Annotated in this window: 16 protein-coding genes; 7 read left to right on the top strand and 9 right to left on the bottom strand. The window is 64.3% G+C overall.

The window, feature by feature from the left end; genetic code table 11:
* Positions 1-199: 199 nt before the first annotated feature.
* Together FFI89_RS17545 and FFI89_RS17540 are read right to left on the bottom strand one after the other, a co-directional pair.
* Positions 200-1,366 carry a CmpA/NrtA family ABC transporter substrate-binding protein gene (locus tag FFI89_RS17545; RefSeq protein WP_138838647.1) on the bottom strand — a complete coding sequence of 389 codons (1,167 nt, stop codon included), beginning with the start codon at positions 1,364-1,366 and terminating at the stop codon, positions 200-202.
* Positions 1,363-1,953 carry an ANTAR domain-containing response regulator gene (locus FFI89_RS17540; RefSeq protein WP_057852587.1) on the bottom strand — a complete coding sequence of 197 codons (591 nt, stop codon included), beginning with the start codon at positions 1,951-1,953 and terminating at the stop codon, positions 1,363-1,365. Before FFI89_RS17540 ends, FFI89_RS17545 begins: the two co-directional genes overlap by 4 nt.
* A gap of 114 nt (positions 1,954-2,067) precedes the next feature.
* Here FFI89_RS17540 and rimO point away from each other — a divergent pair, with 114 nt between their 5' ends.
* Complete coding sequence (gene rimO / locus FFI89_RS17535; protein WP_138838645.1) at positions 2,068-3,393, top strand: 30S ribosomal protein S12 methylthiotransferase RimO; 1,326 nt, start codon at positions 2,068-2,070, stop codon at positions 3,391-3,393.
* A 233-nt stretch (positions 3,394-3,626) separates the two neighbouring features.
* Positions 3,627-4,823: an acetylornithine transaminase gene (locus FFI89_RS17530; protein ID WP_138838643.1), complete on the top strand. Its 1,197-nt coding sequence runs from the start codon at positions 3,627-3,629 to the stop codon at positions 4,821-4,823.
* Between the two features lie 125 nt (positions 4,824-4,948).
* On the opposite strand, the gene FFI89_RS17520 is transcribed toward FFI89_RS17530, so the two are convergent.
* The 3 genes from FFI89_RS17520 to pcsA all read right to left on the bottom strand — a co-directional run bounded on the left by FFI89_RS17520 (position 4,949) and on the right by pcsA (position 7,468).
* Positions 4,949-5,923 carry a quinone oxidoreductase gene (locus FFI89_RS17520; RefSeq protein WP_138838641.1) on the bottom strand — a complete coding sequence of 325 codons (975 nt, stop codon included), beginning with the start codon at positions 5,921-5,923 and terminating at the stop codon, positions 4,949-4,951.
* Positions 5,924-6,023: 100 nt separating this feature from the next.
* On the bottom strand, positions 6,024-6,737 hold the full coding sequence (locus FFI89_RS17515) for a TerC family protein (protein ID WP_138838639.1): 714 nt from the start codon (positions 6,735-6,737) through the stop codon (positions 6,024-6,026).
* Positions 6,734-7,468, bottom strand: a complete 735-nt coding sequence (gene pcsA / locus FFI89_RS17510; protein ID WP_138839357.1) for a phosphatidylcholine synthase — start codon at positions 7,466-7,468, stop codon at positions 6,734-6,736. The genes FFI89_RS17515 and pcsA overlap by 4 nt, the downstream gene beginning before the upstream one ends.
* 134 nt (positions 7,469-7,602) lie before the next feature.
* Between pcsA and FFI89_RS17505 the strand changes: the two genes are divergently transcribed.
* On the top strand, positions 7,603-8,793 hold the full coding sequence (locus FFI89_RS17505; RefSeq protein ID WP_138838637.1) for a UbiH/UbiF family hydroxylase: 1,191 nt from the start codon (positions 7,603-7,605) through the stop codon (positions 8,791-8,793).
* Between the two features lie 5 nt (positions 8,794-8,798).
* Here the strand turns inward: FFI89_RS17505 and FFI89_RS17500 are convergent, their stop codons facing one another.
* A complete protein-coding gene (locus tag FFI89_RS17500; RefSeq protein ID WP_138838635.1) occupies positions 8,799-9,752 on the bottom strand; it encodes an AEC family transporter in 954 nt (317 codons plus the stop codon).
* Between the two features lie 123 nt (positions 9,753-9,875).
* On the opposite strand from FFI89_RS17500, the gene hspQ reads away from it, so the two are divergent.
* Positions 9,876-10,208 (top strand): heat shock protein HspQ, encoded by a 333-nt coding sequence (gene hspQ / locus FFI89_RS17495; protein ID WP_027537766.1) that lies wholly within the window; start codon positions 9,876-9,878, stop codon positions 10,206-10,208.
* 92 nt (positions 10,209-10,300) lie between these two features.
* Here hspQ and FFI89_RS17490 read toward each other — a convergent pair whose 3' ends face one another.
* Positions 10,301-11,131, bottom strand: coding sequence for an invasion associated locus B family protein (locus tag FFI89_RS17490; RefSeq protein WP_138838633.1), 831 nt, complete (start codon positions 11,129-11,131; stop codon positions 10,301-10,303).
* A 258-nt stretch (positions 11,132-11,389) separates the two neighbouring features.
* Between FFI89_RS17490 and FFI89_RS17485 the strand changes: the two genes are divergently transcribed.
* The 3 genes from FFI89_RS17485 to FFI89_RS17475 all read left to right on the top strand — a co-directional run bounded on the left by FFI89_RS17485 (position 11,390) and on the right by FFI89_RS17475 (position 16,056).
* Positions 11,390-13,222, top strand: coding sequence for an extracellular solute-binding protein (locus tag FFI89_RS17485; protein ID WP_138838631.1), 1,833 nt, complete (start codon positions 11,390-11,392; stop codon positions 13,220-13,222).
* Between the two features lie 18 nt (positions 13,223-13,240).
* On the top strand, positions 13,241-14,746 hold the full coding sequence (locus FFI89_RS17480) for a class I adenylate-forming enzyme family protein (protein ID WP_138838629.1): 1,506 nt from the start codon (positions 13,241-13,243) through the stop codon (positions 14,744-14,746).
* 83 nt (positions 14,747-14,829) lie between these two features.
* Positions 14,830-16,056, top strand: a complete 1,227-nt coding sequence (locus tag FFI89_RS17475; protein WP_138838626.1) for a GGDEF domain-containing protein — start codon at positions 14,830-14,832, stop codon at positions 16,054-16,056.
* Between the two features lie 161 nt (positions 16,057-16,217).
* Here the strand turns inward: FFI89_RS17475 and mfd are convergent, their stop codons facing one another.
* Both mfd and FFI89_RS17465 read right to left on the bottom strand, forming a co-directional pair.
* Positions 16,218-19,736 (bottom strand): transcription-repair coupling factor, encoded by a 3,519-nt coding sequence (gene mfd / locus FFI89_RS17470; protein ID WP_138838625.1) that lies wholly within the window; start codon positions 19,734-19,736, stop codon positions 16,218-16,220.
* Positions 19,733-20,023, bottom strand: a complete 291-nt coding sequence (locus tag FFI89_RS17465; protein WP_138838623.1) for a succinate dehydrogenase assembly factor 2 — start codon at positions 20,021-20,023, stop codon at positions 19,733-19,735. Before FFI89_RS17465 ends, mfd begins: the two co-directional genes overlap by 4 nt.
* Between the last annotated feature and the right edge of the window lie 65 nt (positions 20,024-20,088).

The raw sequence follows: 20,088 nt of genomic DNA, 5'->3' as shown, positions 1-20,088 counted from the left end.
CCAGCAGGCATCTGCGACGGCTGGCCGCACTGCAACATACAAGTTGCGTGCCACACTGAGTCGCGCAGAATACTTCGTTATTTCAATAGATTATGAGATGGGATTGAAACTCTGAAGCAGGCTTCACCGTTGCTTCGAAGGCAGGCTGCCTAAAAACTAGCCTGCATGGAATAGGTGCCCAACTTGCACTCATCAAGCGTCAGGGCTTCCAATGGCCAATTTCGAACGCCGCCAGATGCCCGGCGATGTCGGCCGGGTCGAAGGCGGGCCCGGCAAACGCGCCGATGGCGTCAGAGGGGCCGGCAGCCTTCCCGTGTTGCCCCAGGGCGGCGTCATAGAGGTCTGGGCGAAAGACCCCCATCGCCGTTTTGAGCGCCTCCGGCCGCATCGCGGTCTGTCCCCAACGCACCATCTGGGCATAGAGCCAGGCAGCCTGTGCCGGATCCGGCCGCGCCGCGCCCTCGCGACCGACCAGAAGATAGCGGCTGCTCTCGCGCCTTGCTCCGTCAGGCGAAATCTTCAGGCGGCCATCGAGGGTACGCTGGATCACTTCCGCATCGACGCCGATCCGTTCCGGCTGCGCCAGGATGCGCGCGGCCTCGGCGCGGTTTTCGGGCCGCTCGATGAATTCAGCGGCACGCGAGGCCGCCCGGATCAACGCCGCAAGCACCTCCGGATTCTTCTCCGACCAGCTCTCCCGGACCGCCAGCACCTTCTCCGCCGCACGCACCAGGATATCCGAGACGAAATGCAGGATGTGACCGACCCCGAGATCGACGGCGACCGAGTTCCAGGGCGCGCCGACGCAGAACGCGTCGACGTGTCCGTTGGCGAGGCTGTCCACCATGTAGGGCGGCGGCAACACCACGAGATGAACATCCTCGTCGGGATCGACACCACCTGCGGCCATCCAGAACCGCAGCTGGTAGTTATGGGTGGAGAACGGGAACGTCATGCCGAATGTCAGTGGTTCCGCACCAACAGCGCGCCGTTTGGCGACGACGCGGGACAGCGCCAATGCGGTTGCCATGGGGTCGGTGGCATCGCCGTCGATTTCGCCCATGATAGCGGCATGCAGTGTCGGCGACACCGTGATCGCGTTGCCGTTCAGACCGAGATTGAACGGCGCCACGATCGGCACCTTGACATGCCCAAGTCCGAGGCTTGAGGCGATTGCAACCGGCGCCAAAAGATGGGCGGCGTCGAACCGGCCGATGTTGAGCTTGTCGCGGACGTTGGACCACGACACTTCCCGTACCAGCGTGACGTCGAGCCCCTCGGCCGCCGCAAAGCCCTTGTCGACGGCGACAATCAGCGCCGAAGCGTCGACCAGCGGAATGAAGCCGATATGCAGCGGTGTGGTCATTTCAGCAACTCCGACGCGGTCAGGATCGACTGCGCGATCTCGCCGATCTTCTTTTTCTCACGCATGGCGGTGGAGCGCATCAGCACATAGGCCTCGTCCTCGGTGAGGCCTTTCACCTTCATCAGGATTCCCTTGGCGCGATCGATCACCTTGCGTTCCTCGAGCGCGGATTTGGTGCGGTCGAGCTCATCCTGCAGCTTCGAGAAGGCATTGAAGCGGGAGATGCAGAGGTCGAGGATCGGCTTGATCCGCTCCTTCTTGAGACCATCGACGATATAGGCGGAGACGCCGGCATCGACGGAGGCCTGGATCGAGGCCGCATCGCTCTGGTCGACGAACATCGCGATCGGCCGCCGCACCGCGCGGCTGACCTGGAACATCTGTTCCAGAACGTCGCGGCTGGGATTTTCGAGGTCGATCAGGATGACGTCGGGGTCCAGCGCATAGATCCGCGCCAAAAGGCTCTGCATTTCACTGATATGGACCACGCCGGTAAAGCCCGCCTCCCGCAGCCCTTCTTCCAGAATGGCCGCGCGGATCGGGCTTTCGTCGACTATGACGATTTTCGGAGACGACTCAGCGCTCATCGATCAACTCTTAAACCCGGCAGGGGCATGCATAGCACGTCGGCGGGCGTCGCAAAGCCTTGTAATTGTAGGCAAATGGGACTAGCTCGTGCGTATCAATCAGGCAGATGTGACATGCAACAGGCCGCCGCGCCCAAAGTCAGCTTTGTATCGCTGGGATGCCCCAAGGCGTTGGTGGATTCCGAGCGCATCATCACGCGGCTGCGCGCCGAAGGCTATGAGCTGGCACGCAAGCACGACGGCGCCGACATCGTCATCGTCAACACCTGCGGCTTCCTCGACAGCGCCAAACAGGAATCGCTCGGCGCCATCGGCGAGGCCATGGCCGAGAACGGCAAGGTCATCGTCACCGGCTGCATGGGCGCCGAACCCGAGCAGATCGAGGCGGCCTATCCCGGCGTGCTCTCGATCACGGGTCCGCAGCAATATGAGAGCGTGCTGGAGGCCGTGCATCGCGCGCTGCCGCCGGTCCACAACCCGCATCTCGATCTGGTGCCGCCGCAAGGCGTCAGGCTGACGCCCAGGCATTACGCTTATTTGAAGATTTCCGAGGGCTGCAACAACCGCTGCAGCTTCTGCATCATTCCAAAACTGCGCGGCGACCTAGTGTCGCGTCAGGCCAACGACGTGCTGCGCGAAGCGGAAAAACTGGTCGCCGCCGGCGTCAAGGAACTGCTCGTCATCTCGCAGGACACTTCGGCCTACGGCGTCGATATCAAATACGCCGAGAGCCCGTGGAAGGACCGCCAGGTCCGCGCCAGATTCTTCGATCTCGCCAAGGAACTCGGCGAGCTCGGCGCCTGGGTACGGCTGCAATATGTCTATCCCTACCCGCATGTCGACGAGGTCATCGGCCTGATGACCGAAGGCAAGGTTCTGCCGTATCTCGACATTCCCTTTCAGCATGCGAGCCCGGAGGTTCTCAAGGCGATGAAGCGTCCGGCCGCGCAGGAAAAGACGCTGGCGCGGATCAAGAAGTGGCGTGAGGAATGTCCTGACCTGACGCTGCGCTCGACCTTCATCGTCGGTTTTCCCGGCGAGACCGATTCCGATTTTGCGTATCTGCTGGACTGGCTCGAAGAGGCCGAGATCGATCGTCTCGGTTGCTTCAAGTATGAGCCGGTCGCAGGCGCGCCGTCGAATGCGATCGGCAATGTTGTGCCCGACGAGATCAAGCAGGAGCGCTGGAATGCGCTGATGGCCCGGCAGCAGAAAATCTCCGCGCGGCGCCTCAAACGCAAGGTCGGCACGCGGCAGCAGGTCATCATCGACGAGGTCGGTCCGACCGTCTCGAAAGGTCGCTCAAAAGCCGACGCGCCGCAGATCGACGGCGCGGTCTATGTGTCGAGCCGCCGTCCGCTCAAGGTCGGTGAAATCGTCACCGCGAAGATCGAGCGCGCCGACCAGTACGATCTCCACGGCAGCGTCGCGGGATTCTGACCCGCTTGACACGACCTGCCGTCAGGCTGTATGGCCCTCGCCCATGAACCTCAACCGGACCAACCGCCGCGCAGACTTCCGTCGTCGCTCCAGCGACGATGATGGGTTGCGCCGTGTCCGACGACAAAGCTGATCAACTAGTTCAGCAACGTTTTCGAGAAGGCCGCACCCAAAAAGTGCGGCCTTCTTGCGTTCAGGCCCACCGCTTCACCAGAACCCGACAGGAGACCGACATGACCGACGCTACCCATCCCTATGACGCGCTGATGAACATCACCGCGCGTCCGCCGACCGTGTTCGTCAAGGGCGACGGCGCCTATCTGTGGGACGATAGCGGCAAGCGTTATCTCGACTTCATGCAGGGCTGGGCCGTCAACTGCCTCGGCCACTCGCCTGCGATCGTCGCCGACGCGCTTGCCGCGCAGGCCAAGCAACTGCTCACGCCGAGTCCGGCTTTCTTCAACGGGCCCAGCCTGAAGCTCGCCCAGGCGCTCGTCGCCAACAGCTGCTTCGACCAGGTGTTCTTTGCCAATTCCGGCGCCGAAGCCAATGAAGGCGCGATCAAGCTGGCGCGCAAATTTGGCACGCTCTACAAGAACGGCGCGCATGAAATCATCACCTTCGTCGGCGGCTTCCATGGCCGTACGCTCGCGACCATGTCGGCATCGGGCAAGAAGGCCTTCGAGCCACTGTTCGAGCCCAAGGTGTCAGGCTTTCCCAAGGCACAGCTCAACGACATCGAGTCCGTGAAGCGGCTGATCTCGAACAAGACCGTTGCGGTCATGCTGGAGCCGATCCAGGGCGAAGCCGGCGTCTGGCCGGCGACCGATCAATTCCTGCAGGAGCTGCGCGCGCTGACCCAGGAGCGCGGGCTGCTCTTGATCGTGGACGAGATCCAGACCGGCATGGGCCGGACCGGAAAACTGTTCCACTACGAGCATGCCGGCATCGAACCCGACATCATGACGCTCGGCAAAGGCATCGGCGGCGGCGTGCCGCTGGCGGCGTTGCTGGCAACCGAGTATGCGTCCTGTTTCGAGCATGGCGACCAGGGCGGCACCTTCAACGGCAACCCGCTGATGTGCGCGGCGGGCCTCGCCGTACTCGAACATGTCGTCACGCCGGCGTTCCTGAAATCGACCACCGATGCCGGGCTGTTTCTGGAAAGCGAACTGCAAAAGCTGTCGGCGCGGCATGGCCTCGGCGAGGTCCGTGGCCGGGGTCTGCTGCTGGCGCTCGATCTCAAGCTGCCGATCGGCGCATCGATCGTGGCCCAGGCATTCGTGGAAGGCGTGCTGCTGAATTCGCCGCAGCCGGATGCCTTGCGCTTCATGCCGGCGCTTAACGTGTCCAAAGACGAGATCGCAGAAATGATCTGCTGTCTCGATACGATCCTGACCAAAGCAGGTGCTGCGCGAATGGTGGCGTAAGCCTTCAGCATTCGTCATGGCCGGGCTCGTCCCGGCCATCCACGTCTTTCTTTTCTCGGCGGCAAAGACGTGGATGCCCGGCACAAGGCCGGGCATGACGGTGGGTGAGGCAATTTCGCGTTAGGTCAGGGCCGCAAAATCGCGGCCCCCGTCGTCGCCCGGCTCTCGAGTTCGATATGCGCTTTCGCCGCATCCTTCAGCGCATAGGCCTGATTGATCGGCACGTGGAGCTTGCCGTTGATGACAGCGGCGAACAGCGTGTCGGCGCCTTCCAGCAATTCCTTGCGGGTGCCGACATAGTCGTTGAGCTTCGGCCGTGTCGCAAACAGCGAACCGTGGTTGTTGAGTTCGGCGAGCGCGAACGGCGGCACCGGGCCGGACGCGTTGCCGAAGCTTACGAACAGGCCGCGTGGCCGGAGGCAGGACAGCGAGCCCGGAAACGTGGTCTTGCCGACGCCGTCATAGACGACGTCGCAGAGTTCGTTACGGCTGATCTGCTTGACCCGCTCGACAAAATTTTCCTCGTTGTAGAGGATGACGTGGTCGCAGCCATTGGCGAGCGCGAGATCGGCCTTGGCCCTGGAGCCGACGGTCCCGATCACATGCGCCCCCATCGCGCGCGCCCATTGGCAGGCGAGCAAGCCGATGCCACCGGCCGCCGCGTGGATCAACACGCGATGGCCGGGCTCGACCTTGAAGGTCTTGTGCAGGAGGTACCAGACTGTCAGCCCCTTGAGCATCAGGACAGCGCCCTGCTCGTAGGTGATGTGGTCGGGCAACTTGACCAGCTTGTCGGCCGGGATGACCCGTTCGGAGGCATAGCCGCCGAGATTGAAATAGTAGGCGACGCGATCGCCGGGATGAAAATTGGTCACGCCGGGTCCAACCGCCACCACCTCGCCGGCGGCTTCATTGCCGGCGATGAAAGGCAGGCACGGCGCCTTGTAGAGGCCGGTGCGAAAATAGACGTCGATGAAGTTGAGGCCGACGGCGTGCTGGCGGATCCGAACCTCGCCCGGTCCCGGCGCGGCGACTTCCACGTCCTCGTACACCAGCGCTTCCGGGCCCCCTACCTTGTGCACGCGCACGGCCTTGGTCATGAACGGTCTCCCTCGGTATTTCCTTCAACGCCGACAATCGAAGCGAAAGCCATCGCCGCCGCGTTGTCAACTCGCGGGCTGAATCCGGCTACTGAACGGCCTACCTGCGGTTGCGCTTGGCGAGCACATTGAACATTTCGACGGCCGCTGAGAACACGATGGCGAAGTAGATGTAGCCGCGCGGAATGTGGAACTTGAATCCATCAGCGACCAGCGCCACGCCGATCAGCACCAGAAACGCCAGCGCCAGCATCTTGGTGGTCGGATGTTCAGCCACGAACCGCGCTACCGGGCCGGACGAAACATACATTATGACGCAGGCGATCACGACGGCGGCGATCATGATTTCGAGATCCTGCGCCATGCCGATCGCGGTGATGATCGAGTCCAGCGAGAACACCATATCGATGACGATGATCTGGACGATCACCCAGAAGAAGGCGCTGGCTCTCGGCGCCGCGTCGGCTTCGGCGTCGCGCGCCTCGACCTCGGCATGAATTTCATGCGTCGCCTTCGCGATCAGGAACAGTCCGCCGCCGACCAGGATGATGTCGCGCCACGACAGCGCGACGTTCTTCACGGTCAGAACCGGCTGGGTCAGCCCGATCAGCCAGACCAGCAGGCTGAGCAGGATGATGCGGAACACCAGCGCCAGCAGCAGGCCGATCTGCCGGGCGCGCTTGGCCTGCGTGGGCGGAATCCGCGAGACGATTACCGACAGGAAGATGACGTTGTCGATGCCGAGCACGATTTCCAGCGCCGTCAAGGTCAGCAACGCCGCCCACGCTTCCGCGCTGGTCAGTAATTCCATCATGCCTTGAATGCCTTTATTCGCCGGATGACGGCGTCGCTGCCGACGATATAGGCGGCGATGAAACAGAGCCCGGCGACGATGGGAACGCCGACATTGAAATCGCAGGCAAGCGTGTAGATCGCGAGCCCAGCCCACACCGCCAGCAGCCACAGCGTCAGCCAGCGCAGCCGCACGACACGGACCGGATGCAACACGTGAAACGGCGCAAACGTCAGCACGATCAGCACCGCGATGCCGAGGCTGGAGAGCGCCGGCGGCCAATGCAGCAGGAACAGATAGAACGCCGCCGCGTTCCACAGCGCCGGAAAGCCGCGAAAATGATTGTCGGATACCTTCATGCGCTTGTCCGCGAAATACAGCGCGCCCGACACCACGATGCCGATACCGAGCAGCGGCGCCGCCAGCGGAAGCAGCAATCCGCTCGCCGTAATCGCATAGGCCGGAACGAAGACGTAGGTGACGAAATCGACGACGAGGTCGAGCACCTCGCCCGACCAGTTCGGCTGCAATCGCTCGACATCGAGCTTCCGCGCGATCGGCCCGTCGATGGCGTCGACGATCAGCGCCACGCCGAGCCAGCCGAACATGTTGGCCCAGTGCTCCCGCACGGCTTCCAGCATCGCGATCAGCGCCAGGCCGGCGCCGATCGCCGTCAAGATATGCACCCCAAATGCGGCGAGACGCATCCGGGCCGATCCCGGGGCTGAGAGTGGCTGGGTTGTCTGGTCCATTATCCCGGCAGTGCTATCAGGAATCGCCATGATTTGCATATCCGCGCTTGCGGCCATCCGCCGCGCAATGCGGTGGAAACTTTTCGGCCCGTTGATGGCTTGAAAACGCGGCCGGGAACGTCAATTGTCGCGGGATGAACGATACATCGCAGATTTATGACACCGTTGTGATCGGCGGAGGCCCGGCGGGATTGACCGCGGCCATTGCGCTGGCCGGGACCGGCGCCAAAACGGCCCTGCTCGCCCGCCGCGCGCCCTATGCCGACAATCGCACCACGGCGCTGCTCGGCGCGTCCGCCGACCTGCTCGAACGCCTCGCGGTCTGGCCGCGCTGCCGCGACAAGGCCGCCGCCCTGCAGACCATGCGTCTCGTCGACGATACCGGCCGGCTGATCCGTGCGCCGGAGGTGCGGTTTTCCTCCGATGAAATCGGGCTCGAGCAGTTCGGCTACAACATCGACAACCGCTCGCTGATATCGGCACTCGAGGAACGCGCCGCCGAATTGGCCAACCTGACGCGCTACGACGACGAGGCCGTCACCATCGAGCCGCACCATGCAGAAGTGTCGATCCGGACCAGCCGGGGTCAGGCTCTGACAGCACGGCTGGTGGTCGGCGCCGACGGGCGGCAGTCGCCTTCCCGCGCCGCCGCCGGGATCGAGATCAAGCGGCGCGATCTGCATCAATCGGCGCTGACCTTCAACATCGCCCATTCGCATCCCCACAAGAACATCTCCACCGAGTTCCACACGCCACAGGGCCCGTGCGTGTTCGTGCCCCTGCCCGGCAACCGCTGCAGCGTGGTGTGGGTTTCGGCTACGAAGGAAGCCGAACGGCTGATGTCGCTTGGCGACGACGAACTGTCGGACGCCGCCGAGAAGCAATCGCACTCGATTCTCGGCCGCGTCCAGGTCGAGGCCGGGCGGAATGTCTTCCCGCTGGCGATCGAGAGCCCGAGGCAATTCGCCAGCCATCGGGTCGCACTGGTCGGTGAATCCGCCCATGTGGTGCCGCCGATCGGCGCACAAGGCCTCAACATGGGACTGCGCGACGCCGCCGATATTGCCGACATCGCAGGAAACGCGATGTCGCGGGGCGAAGACCCCGGTTCGCCGCAGGTTTTGGCGCGCTACCAATCAGCCCGGCGCGCCGACGTCGCCAGCCGCACGATCGCGATCGACATCGCCAACCGCTCGCTGCTCAGCGATTTCCTGGCCGTGCAGTCGCTGCGCGCGGCTGGCATGCATTTGCTCGGCGCGTTCGGCCCGCTGCGGCGGCTTGCGATGCGCGAAGGGCTTGCGCCCTCCTGGAAGCGCGTAAGCTAGCCTGTTTAAGGAAACACCAGCCGTCCGGTCTGGATGAACCACATCACGCTGGTCAGCGTCACCACGGATGCAAACGTTCCAATCAGGACGGCAACGGACGCGGGCTCGATCCAGGTGTTGTTTTGCCGGGCGATCACGAACACGTTCAACGCCGGCGGCAGTGAGGCCATCAGCACCGCGGTTGCCGCCCATGGCTGCGCGAAAGGCCCGAACAACAGCATCAATCCGAACACGAGAAGCGGATGAACCAGCAGCTTGATCGCGATCACCCAGGGGACTTCCCAGGGCACGCGGTCGAACGGGCGTAGCGCCACCGTCACCCCCAATACGAACAGCGCCGTCGGCGCTGCGGCGTTTTGCAAGAACTGCAGCGTCCTGTCGATCGAGACCGGCAATTCAAGGTGCAGCGCCGCCGCCAGCGCGCCCGCGGCGGCCGACATGATCAACGGGTTGAGCACGATCTGACGCGCCGCGACGCCGATGGCGTGCCACGGCGACGGATGATCGCGATCGGTGAGCGCAATCAACAGCGGCACGATCGAAAACAGGAAGATGCTGTCGCAGCAGAAGATCAGCGCGGTCGGCGCCGCCGCCTTGGCTCCGAGCACCGCGAGCGCGAGACCCGGTCCCATGTAGCCGATATTGCCATAGGCGCCGGCTAATCCGGCCATGGTGGCTTTGCGCAGCGAGAGATCGCCGATGATCCGGCCGGCCACCATGGCCAGCGCGAAGGCGGTCACGGTGCCGAGCGTGGTCGCAATCAGGAATGGCGGATTGTTCAGTTCCGAAAACGGCGTCCTCGACGTGATGCCGAACAACAGTGCCGGCAACGACACATAGAGCAGAAAGAAGTTCATCCAGGCGAGGCCGGCTTCCGGCAACCCCTTACCTTTGCCGCAGGCAAAACCGATGAAGATCAGGCCGAAATAGGGAATCGCGAGGTTGAGAATATCGGCCATCTCGTAAACGTCTTTTCGTCAGTCATTTCGGGACCATGGCGCCTGGTCTGGCCACCATGCCTGAGGGTTAAATCGTCCTTTTGCCCCTAGCATCGGCCACAATCATGGTCTATTCGACGAGACATGATCAAAGCGCGCACCGCCAAATTTCAGATCGGGCAGATCGTCCGCCACCGGGTGTTCTCGTTCCGCGGCGTGATTTTCGACATCGATCCGGAATTCAACAATACCGAGGAATGGTGGTTGTCGATCCCCGAAGAGGTTCGGCCTCACAAGGATCAGCCGTTCTATCACCTGCTCGCCGAGAATTCGGAGTCCGAATACGTTGCCTATGTCTCCGAGCAGAATTTGCTGCCCGACGATTCCGGCGAACCGATCCGGCATTCGCAGGTCGCCGAGATTTTCGTGAAGGACAAATCCGGCGGCTACCGCCCGCGCAATCCGTCACTCAACTGATCGCCCTGCCCGTCAGTCGTTCGGCAAAACCAATTCGGCCAAACTAAAAAGGCGCCCCACCGGGCGCCTTTTTGTTTGTCTCGCAACCAGCGTTACTTCGAGGCCGGATTTGCAGCAGCCCCAGCCGCCGGCGGGTTGGCTTCCAGCTTCTTGCGGGCTTCTTCAGCCCGCTTCTGCAGCTCTTCCTGCAGCTTCTTCTGGTTTTCCTCGAACACCTTCGGATCGGTCGGGGGACCGTCATAGGCCTTGGCGAACTCGCCGGCCAGCGGCAGCGGCAGCGTCAGCGGCGCGCCGTTGGAATTGATCGCCTGGACCACGAGGTTCTGGCCCTTCTTCAGGTTGGCGATCAACTCAGGCGTTGCTTCGTAATCAGACATGCAACCGTTCTGGAAGCAGATGACATAGGGGCTCTGCTGCGGCGCATTGGCGTCGATGATGATCCGGGTTCCGTGCACGAGCTGCATGCCGAGCGGCAGCGTCACGCGCAGGATCTTCTTCGGCTCGCCTTCGGGCTCGATGATGACGGCGGCAATGACCGGCTGGCCGGACTCGATACGGCCGTCCTTGCCGGTAAAGCAAACCTGCTTGGCGCCGGCGTCCTGGCCCTTGAGGCAGAACTTGGTCCAGGGGGCGTAAATCAGCTGGACCTGCTGGTCCGCTGGCTGTGCGCCAGCGGCAGGAGCGCCGGCGGCCGGCGGCGCGGCCTGCTGGGCAGTCGGCGCTGGTGCCGCGGCGGGCGCCTTGGGAGCGGCTTTCGGGGCAGCCTTGGCCTTGGGGGCAGCCGCGGGCGCGCCAGGCGCGGGGGCCGGCGTCTGAGCCTGCGCGGCGGAGGCGACCAGCGTCGCGGACAGTGCCGTCGCCGCCAACAAGGCAAAAACCCGCCCATGCGGCCGGATCGACGCGGCCAAGATACGGAAATTCATTGCGGAAAACCCTTTCTGAACGGGAGCGCCCGAAACCGCTGCAGGCACCGACACCTAGCCGTTTGGGCGGCTGTCTCCTAGTCAATTGAGGCGGATACGTGACAGGCGCTGCCGCCGTCGCCAATTGCACGCCTTCAATACAGCGACCGACGAAAAGATCAATGCCGACAGGCATCTTTGGCGTCCGTCACGGTCGGAGGCCGGCGCCTATGGTAAAGCTTGGCGGTGTGCATTTCCGAATCAAATCCGCGCGTGCCGATGACCGCCTTTGGACCGATCCGCTCGGCTTTTCTGGCATGCGTGGCGCTGGCGTTCGTCCTGTCACCGGTCGCGACGGTCCCTGCGGCAACGGCCGGCGAAGCCTTCGGGATCGCCATGCATGGCGCGCCTGCGCTGCCCGTCGGGTTCACGCATATGCCCTACGCCAATCCTGATGCGCCGAAGGGCGGCCGCTTGGTCTGGGGCCTGTCGGGCACCTTCGACAGCCTCAACCCGCTGATCGTCCGCGGTCTCGCGCTTCAGCAGATCCGGGGTTTTGTGGTCGAGAGCCTGATGGCGCGCGGCAACGACGAGGCCTTCACCCTCTACGGCCTGCTGGCCAAGAGCGTCGAGACCGACGACGCGCGAAGCTATGTCACTTTCCATCTCGACCCGCGCGCGCGCTTCTCGGACGGTAAGCCAGTCACGGCAGGCGATGTGCTGTTTTCATGGGCGCTGCTGCGCGACAAGGGCCGCCCCAACCACCGCCAATATTATTCCAAGGTGACAAAGGCCGAAGCGCCCGACCCGCTCACCGTGCGGTTCGACCTCGGCGGCGCCAATGACCGCGAACTGCCGCTGATCCTGGGCCTGATGCCGGTTCTGCCGCGACACGCCGTCGATCCCGCGACCTTTGAAGAGACCACGATGGCCGGTCCGGTCGGCTCCGGCCCCTATCGCGTCAGTGCGGTGAAGCCCGGCGCGAGCGTCACGCTGACCCGCAATCCCGATTATTGGGGCCGCGACCTGCCGGTCAATCGGGGCTTGTGGAATTTCGACGAGATCAGGTTCGATTTCTATCGCGAGTCCAACGGCCAGTTCGAGGCATTCAAGCGCGGTCTGTACGATTTTCGTGTCGAAACCGAGCCGCTGCGCTGGCACGAGGGCTATGATTTCCCCGCGGCCCGAACCGGCGATTTGATCCGCGATACCATCAAGACCGGCATGCCGCAGCCGTCGGAATTTTTGGTGTTCAACACGCGGCGTCCGGTATTTTCCGACATCCGGGTGCGGCAGGCGCTGACGCTGCTGTTCGACTTCGAATGGATCAACCGCAACTACTTCTTCGGCCTCTATACGCGGTCGGCCGGCTTCTTTGCCGGCTCTGAACTATCCGCCTATGGCCGCAGTCCCGACGATCGCGAGCGTGAGCTTCTCAAGCCGTTCGCCGCGCACCTCCAGCCGGACATTCTCGACGGCAGCTACCGCCTGCCCGTCACCGACGGCTCGGGCCGCGATCGCGCGACCCTACGTAGCGCTCTGACGCTGCTGTCGCAGGCCGGCTACGATCTCGACGGCACCGTGCTGCGGCAACGTTCGACCAGGGCGCCCCTTAGCTTCGAGATCCTGGTCACCACGCGCGATCAGGAGCGCATCGCGCTGGCCTATACCCGCGACCTCAAGCGCGCCGGCATCGAGGCCGGCGTTCGCGCGGTCGATCCGGTTCAATTCGACCAGCGGCGGCTCGGTTACGAATTCGACATGCTGCAGAACCGCTGGGACCAGTCGCTGTCTCCCGGCAACGAGCAATCGTTCTATTGGGGCAGCCAGGCTGCCGACATCCCGGGCACGCGAAACTACATGGGCGCCAAGGACCCCGCCATCGACGCCCTGATCGCCGCCCTTCTGGAGGCGCGCGAACGGCCGGCGTTCATCTCCGCGGTGCGGGCACTGGACCGGACCTTGATGTCGGGCTTCTACGCTATCCCGCTGTTTAACGCCGGCGAGCAATGGATCGCGCGATGGAATCGGATAGAAAGGCCTGAGAAGACCTCGTTGACCGGCTATCTTCCGGAAACATGGTGGCAGAAGCCGGACCCGCAACCGAAATGATTGCATTGAAGTGACGCCGTGACCCAGCCTACCGCATCGCCAACCCTCGATACGCTGTTCAAGCGCGTTCTGTCGCGGCGGCCGGATGCGCTGGCGCTGGTGGATCCCGCCAACAAGGCGCGGGTCACCGGCGAAGCGCCCAGGTCCCTTACCTTTGCGCAGGCGGATCGGATGATCTCGTCGCTGGCGGCGCATTTCATCGAATCCGGTCTGCCCGCGAATTCCGTGATCGCGGTCCAACTGCCGAACACAGTCGAGTTCGCGCTCACGGTGCTGGCCGCCTACCGCGCCGGCCTCGTTGTTGCCGTGCTGCCGCTGCTGTGGCGGCAGGCCGAGTTGACCATGGCGCTCAATCGCACCGCGGCCCGCGCCATCGTCACGACAAGCAGGGTCGACGGCATCCTCTATTCCGATCTGGCCATGAACGCCGCGGCCGAGGCGTTCTCGATCCGCCACGTCTGCGGCTTCGGCACCGATCTGCCCGAGGGCATGTTCTCGCTCGACGATGCGATGACCCGACAATCCACCACCACGCGGGCCGTCATCCAGGACGGCCGCAAGGCGGCGCTGATCAGCTTCGATGTGACCGCCGACGGTTTCCGTCCGGTGCCGCGGGCGCATCTCAGCCTGATTGCGGGCGGCCTTGCGATGTCGCTTGAGAGCGACGTGCCGCAGGGCGCCACCGTGCTATCGGCGTTCGCGCCGATGTCGTTTGCCGGCCTCGCCTCCTCGCTGGTGGTGTGGCTGCTGTCAGGCGGAACGCTGGTGCTGCATCACCCGTTCGACGAGGAGGTGCTGGAGCAGGAAATCAACGAGCATGCCTGCGACACCCTGATCGCGCCGGCGCAACTGGCGCTGCGGCTGGACGAACTCGATCTCGGCGCGCGCATGCCGAGCCTGCGCAATGTCATCGGCCTCTGGCGTGCCCCGGAACAGGTCGCCGCCAGCGCGAACTGGGCCGCGCAACAGGCCACGCTGACGGACGTCTACCTGTTCGGCGAGGCCGGATTGTTCGGCGCACGCCGCATGGCCGAGGACGGCTCGCCGGCCCGGATCAAGCCCGGCCCGCACGGCGCGCCGCGCGAACTGCCGGGCACCTCGATCGCCGGCGATATCCTGCTGACGCCGCGGGGCACGCTCGGATTGCGCGGACCGATGGTGCCGGTCGCCGCCTATGCGCCGCCACCGCCGCCGAGTGACTCGCTGATCGCGCCGCCGCCGCGCGATTTCGTCGATACCGATTATGCCGCACGGCTCGATCGCGCGACCGGCACGATCAACATCACGGCGCCGCCGTCGGGCATCATGGCCGTCGGCGGCTACCGCTTCCTCGCGCAGGACCTGCAGGAGTGGGCCCGAAGGCTTGGACAAGGCGCGCTGCTGACGGCACTTCCCGATCGCCTCAGTGGCCATCGGCTTGCCGGCCGCGCCCACGATAACGGCCGCGCCCGTGATGCGCTTGCGGAACTCGGGCTTAACCCGTTGATGGTCGAAGCATTTCGCGATCGCACCAATAGCGCATGAGGACCGCCGAAGGGCACGTGTTGACGCGCCATTAAGCCCGGCAAACTAGGATTGCGCGTTCCTGCGTCATCCGAGTTGTCAGAATGTCCCAGCAAGGCCCGATCCTCCTCGTATCGACCGCAAAGCGGCCGTCCTTTGCCGACGCACTTGACGTTGCCAGGCTGTTTCCGGTCATCGAGGCCGATTGGGCGGAGGCCGCCCGCGCGGTCGACCAGGTACAGCCGGCCGCCATCGTGGCCGCGTCGTCTGAAACCGATGAAGCGGGTCTGGCGGCGCTGGCGCGGCGCGTGGCCGGGCGGCAGCCCTATCTGCCGCTGATCGCGATCGATCCGCAGATCGCGCTTCCCGACAACGCCATTCCGTTCTTTCAGATCCAGGGGCACTCCGATCGCCTGATCGCGCGTTTGCGCGCAGCGCTTCGGATCCGCTCATTGCACGCAACCGTGATGCGCCGGCAGGTTCCAGCGGCGCCGATCGCATTGTCAGATATCGATTTGGCGCGCGAGGCGACCGTGCTGTTGATCGGTCGCGGCGGCGCCTATCCCGCGCTATCCGTCACGCTCGGCGAACGCGTCGGCGTCGTCGGTGCGCTCTCGATCGAGGCCGCGGCGAACCATCTCAACACCAGAGACATCGACGGCATCGTGCTCGGCGAAGGTTTTAGCGCGCGCGTCGTCGACGCCTTTCTCACCGTGTTGACCGAGGACGCCCGCTTCCGGCATCTGCCGGTGGCGGTGACATCAGGCGACCCGGCGCCAGCCTATGATCTGCCAAACCTCGAAATCATCTCCGGTGATGCCGCCCAGGTGGCGGCGGCCGTGTTGCCGCTGATCCGCCAGCACGCCTTCGAAGCCAGTTTGAGCCGGACGCTGAAGTCGATCGACGCCGACGGTCTCATCGACGCCCAGACCGGCCTTTTGACATCACCAGCTTTCGACCGCGATTTCGCCAGCGCCGTCTATCAGACCCAGGAACGCGGCGGCGGATTATCCGTGGCTCGCTTTGCCTTCGATCCCGCGCATCCCCGCGCCCAGATCGACGGCGCGCGGATCATCAGCCGCCTGATGCGGCAGATGGACTTTGGCGTCGTGGGGGAAGACGGATCGGTCGTCGTCGCCTTTGCCGAGACCGACCTGAAGACCGCGCACGCCATCGCCCGGCGGCTGTCGAGCGTGATGCGCCACACCAGCCACGGCCCGCGCGACACGCGATCGGAACCCGACGTGACGGTCGCGACCTTGATGCCGAAGGATTCGGCGAAGTCACTGTTGTCACGGCTTGACGAAGAAGCGCAGCGCGCCGCGTCGTAAGCGGCTGCGCCACGTGAGAACGGCCGTCGATGGCAACGTCGGCGGCCGCTTCGCGTTTTTCATCATTGCGAGGAGCGAAGCGACCGAAGCAATCCATACTTGTCTTGTCGCTAGCATGGATTGCTTCGCTTCGCTCGCAATGACGAGAATGGGTCGTGCGCCTACGCCGCCTTCTTGTTCTCCGCGAGATTGGCGAGCTGGCGCAAAATCTCGGTGGTGCCCATCAGGCGCTCTTCCGGGGTCTTCCACACCTGCAGGAAGACCACCTTCATGTCCGGGCGTACTTTCGCGGCCTGGCCATGCTGGCGGATGAAGAACACCAATCTGTCCGGCTGGGCGAACTTGTTGTCACGGAAGGTGATGACGGCGCCCTTCGGCCCGGCATCGACCTTCTCGACATTGGCCCTGCGGCAATAGGCCTTGATCGCGGCGACCTTGAACAGATAGCGCACCTCGTCCGGCAACACGCCGAACCGGTCGCGCATTTCGGCGGCGAAATTGTCGATCTCGTCGTCGGTCTCGAGATCGGCGAGCCGACGGTACAGCGACAGCCGTACCGCGAGGTCGGCGACATACTCCTCGGGGATCAGCACTGGCATGCCGATGGTGATCTGCGGCGACCAGCGGTCGGCGGCAGGCTCGGCCACGCCGGCCTTGAGGTTGAGGATCGCCTCCTCCAGCATCGATTGATAGAGCTCGAAGCCGACCTCCTTGATGTGGCCGGACTGTTCCTCGCCCAACAAATTGCCGGCGCCGCGGATATCGAGGTCGTGCGACGCAAGTTGGAAGCCCGCGCCCAACGTTTCCAGCGACTGCAGCACTTTGAGCCGCCGTTCGGCCTGTGCGGTGATCTTCTGCTGCGCCGGCAGCGTGAACAGCGCATAGGCCCGTAGCTTCGAGCGCCCGACCCGGCCGCGCAACTGGTAGAGCTGCGCCAGCCCGAACATATCGGCGCGGTGCACGATCAGCGTATTGGCGGTCGGGATATCGAGCCCGGATTCGATGATCGTGGTCGACAGCAGGATGTCGTATTTGCCGTCGTAGAACGCCGACATGATGTCCTCGATCACGGTCGGCGGCATCTGGCCGTGGGCGACCGCGACCTTCATTTCCGGCACGTTCTTGTCGAGGAAATCCTTGACGCTGGCGAGATCCTCGATCCTCGGCACCACATAGAACGCCTGGCCGCCGCGATAGCGTTCGCGCAACAGCGCCTCGCGTATCATCAAGGGATCATGCGGCGCCACGAAGGTGCGCACCGCGAGCCGGTCGACCGGCGGCGAAGCAATGATCGAGAGATCGCGCACGCCGGTCAGCGCCAGTTGCAGTGTGCGTGGAATCGGCGTGGCGCTCAGCGTCAGCACGTGGACCTGCGCACGCAACTGCTTCAGCCGCTCCTTGTGGCTGACACCGAAGTGCTGTTCCTCGTCGACGATCAGCAGGCCCAGATCCCTGAACTTGATCGCCTTGCCGAGCAGCGCATGGGTGCCGACGACGATGTCGACATTGCCATCGGTCAGCCCCTTCTTGACCAGCGTCAGCTCCTTGGGCGGGATCAGGCGGGAAGCCTGCGCGACATTGACCGGAAAGCCGCGGAAGCGCTCGGCAAAATTCTTGCTGTGCTGCCGCGCCAAGAGCGTGGTCGGCACCACTACGGCGACCTGCTTGCCGTCGAGCGCGACCGCAAACGCCGCGCGCAGCGCCACCTCGGTCTTGCCGAAGCCGACGTCGCCGCAGATCAGGCGGTCCATCGGCCGGCCGCTTTCGAGGTCCTTCAGCGTCGAGGTGATCGCGCCGAGCTGGTCCTCGGTTTCTTCATAGGGGAAGCGCGCGCAGAATTCGTCATAGACATGCGGCTGCACCGGCATTTTCGGCGCTTCGTGCAGATGCCGTTCGGCCGCGATCTTGATCAGTTCGCCGGCGATCTCGCGGATGCGGTTCTTCAGCTTGGCCTTGCGCGCCTGCCAACCGCCGCCGCCCAGCCGGTCGAGTTCGACATTGGCGTGGTCGGAGCCGTAGCGCGACAGCAGTTCGATGTTTTCGACCGGCAGGAACAGCTTGGTTTCGGAGGCGTAATGCAGCTCGAGGCAGTCATGCGGCGCGCCGCCGACCTCGATGGTCTGCAAGCCGACAAAGCGCCCGATACCATGCTCGACATGCACCACGAGGTCACCGGTCGCGAGACTCGTCACCTCGGAAATGAAGTTGTCGAGCTTGCGGCTGGATTTGCGCGGCCGCACCAGGCGGTCGCCGAGAATATCCTGTTCGCTAATGACGGCGACGTCGTCGGTCTCAAAGCCGCTTTCCATGCCGACCACGGCCAGCATGGCCTCGTTGCGCGGAGTTGCCTGCACCGTGCGCCAGGCGTTGACGCTGGTGAGGTTGAGCAGCTTGTGGTCCCGCAGCATGCTGCCCATGCGATCGCGCGAGCCTTCGCTCCACAGCGCGATCACCACCTTCTTGCGCTGCGCCTGCAACGCCTGCACATGCGCCACGACAGCTTCGAACACGTTGACCGCCGTATCCGCCCGCTCCGGCGCAAAGCTGCGGCCGGCGCGCGCCCCGGCGTCGATCACATCGGCGCCGTCGTCGGGCACCGCAAACGGCGTCAGCCGCGCCAGTGCGGCCTCGCCCAGCCGCGTCGTCCATTCCGCGTCGGTCAGGTAGAGCCGGTCGGGCGGCAACGGCTTGTAGATCGCGCCGCCGCCGGGATGGTCCAGCGCCTCGCGCCGGGCCTCATAATAGTCCGCGATCTGCTTGAACCGCTCGCGCGCGGCATCCTCGGCCTGCGGCTCGATCGCGACGACGGCGCCATCGAGATAGTCGAACAACGTATCCATCCGTTCCTGGAACAGCGGCAGCCAATGCTCCATGCCCGGGTGGCGGCGGCCTTCGCTGACGGCTTCGTAGAGCAGATCGTCGCGCTGCGGCGCGCCGAACGTTGCGACATAGCCCATGCGAAAGCGGCGGATGGTTTCGGTGACGAGCTGGAATTCCGAGATCGGAACCAGATCGAGCGCGCGCATGTCGAGCAGCGTGCGCTGGGTTTCCGCATCGAAAGTGCGGATCGATTCCAGGCTGTCGCCGAAGAAGTCGAACCGCACGGGCTGTTCGAGCCCGGCCGGAAACAGGTCGAGGATACCGCCGCGCACGGCATATTCGCCAGGTTCGCGCACGGTCGAGGAGCGGTTGTAGCCGTTGTGCTCGAGCCATGCGACGATCGAGTCCATCGGCACGACATGGCCGGGGGCGACCGACAGCGCCTGCGCCGCGACGACCTCGCGGGCCGGCACCCGCTGGACGACGGCATTGACCGTCGTCAGCACGATCAGCGGCTTGTCGCTACCCTTGAGGCGCGCCAGCCGCGCCAACGTGGTGAGGCGCTGCGCCAGGATGCCGCCATGCGGCGACACCCGGTCATAGGGCTGGCAGTCCCAGGCCGGAAACTGCATCACCGGCAGGTCGGGCGCGAAGAATTCCAGCGCGCGGGCCAGTTGCTGCATACGGGGACCGTCGCGGCAGACCACCGCGAGGCTGACCGCCGACGGTTTTGGTTTTGCCGCGACCGCGCGCGCGAGATCGGCGACGACAAGCCCTTCGGCGCCCTCGGCAACGTTGGCAAAGGTCAGCGCGTGGCCGGGGACGAGCAGCGCGGCGGGCGATTTGGCAGGTGATTTCATGCGTCGTGGTCCACCGCGCGAAACGCCTTGATGCGGTCGAACAGCGCACTGGCATATTCCGGAACCAGCGGCTTGTCGCCGGTCAGTGCGGCATAGAGATCGGGATCGGGCGCCTCGATCAGGTGCTCCAATTGTGTCAGCTCGCCATCCGTCAGGCCGGCGATCTCGATGTCGGCAAAGCGGCCCAGGATCAGGTCCATCTCGCGGGTACCGCGATGCCAGCAGCGAAACAGCAGCCGCTTGCGGCGGTCGTCGAGGCCGCTGCTTGATCGTGTCGATCCCGTCATTTCTTAGATCCCATCCGAACGCCAAAAGCCCGGACGTGCCGGGCGGGCTTGATATAGCGACCGGG

This window comes from Bradyrhizobium sp. KBS0727, from assembly GCF_005937885.2.
In the GTDB taxonomy this organism is placed as follows: Bacteria; Pseudomonadota; Alphaproteobacteria; order Rhizobiales; family Xanthobacteraceae; genus Bradyrhizobium.
This window is presented reverse-complemented; position numbering and strand designations above follow the sequence as displayed.

Coding starts and splice junctions, on each gene's coding strand:
- FFI89_RS17545 (WP_138838647.1), bottom strand. CDS start 1,366: ATGACCACACCGCTGCATATCGGCTTCATTCCGCTGGTCGACGCTTCG.
- FFI89_RS17540 (WP_057852587.1), bottom strand. CDS start 1,953: ATGAGCGCTGAGTCGTCTCCGAAAATCGTCATAGTCGACGAAAGCCCG.
- rimO (WP_138838645.1), top strand. CDS start 2,068: ATGCAACAGGCCGCCGCGCCCAAAGTCAGCTTTGTATCGCTGGGATGC.
- FFI89_RS17530 (WP_138838643.1), top strand. CDS start 3,627: ATGACCGACGCTACCCATCCCTATGACGCGCTGATGAACATCACCGCG.
- FFI89_RS17520 (WP_138838641.1), bottom strand. CDS start 5,923: ATGACCAAGGCCGTGCGCGTGCACAAGGTAGGGGGCCCGGAAGCGCTG.
- FFI89_RS17515 (WP_138838639.1), bottom strand. CDS start 6,737: ATGATGGAATTACTGACCAGCGCGGAAGCGTGGGCGGCGTTGCTGACC.
- pcsA (WP_138839357.1), bottom strand. CDS start 7,468: ATGGACCAGACAACCCAGCCACTCTCAGCCCCGGGATCGGCCCGGATG.
- FFI89_RS17505 (WP_138838637.1), top strand. CDS start 7,603: ATGAACGATACATCGCAGATTTATGACACCGTTGTGATCGGCGGAGGC.
- FFI89_RS17500 (WP_138838635.1), bottom strand. CDS start 9,752: ATGGCCGATATTCTCAACCTCGCGATTCCCTATTTCGGCCTGATCTTC.
- hspQ (WP_027537766.1), top strand. CDS start 9,876: ATGATCAAAGCGCGCACCGCCAAATTTCAGATCGGGCAGATCGTCCGC.
- FFI89_RS17490 (WP_138838633.1), bottom strand. CDS start 11,131: ATGAATTTCCGTATCTTGGCCGCGTCGATCCGGCCGCATGGGCGGGTT.
- FFI89_RS17485 (WP_138838631.1), top strand. CDS start 11,390: ATGACCGCCTTTGGACCGATCCGCTCGGCTTTTCTGGCATGCGTGGCG.
- FFI89_RS17475 (WP_138838626.1), top strand. CDS start 14,830: ATGTCCCAGCAAGGCCCGATCCTCCTCGTATCGACCGCAAAGCGGCCG.
- mfd (WP_138838625.1), bottom strand. CDS start 19,736: ATGAAATCACCTGCCAAATCGCCCGCCGCGCTGCTCGTCCCCGGCCAC.
- FFI89_RS17465 (WP_138838623.1), bottom strand. CDS start 20,023: ATGACGGGATCGACACGATCAAGCAGCGGCCTCGACGACCGCCGCAAG.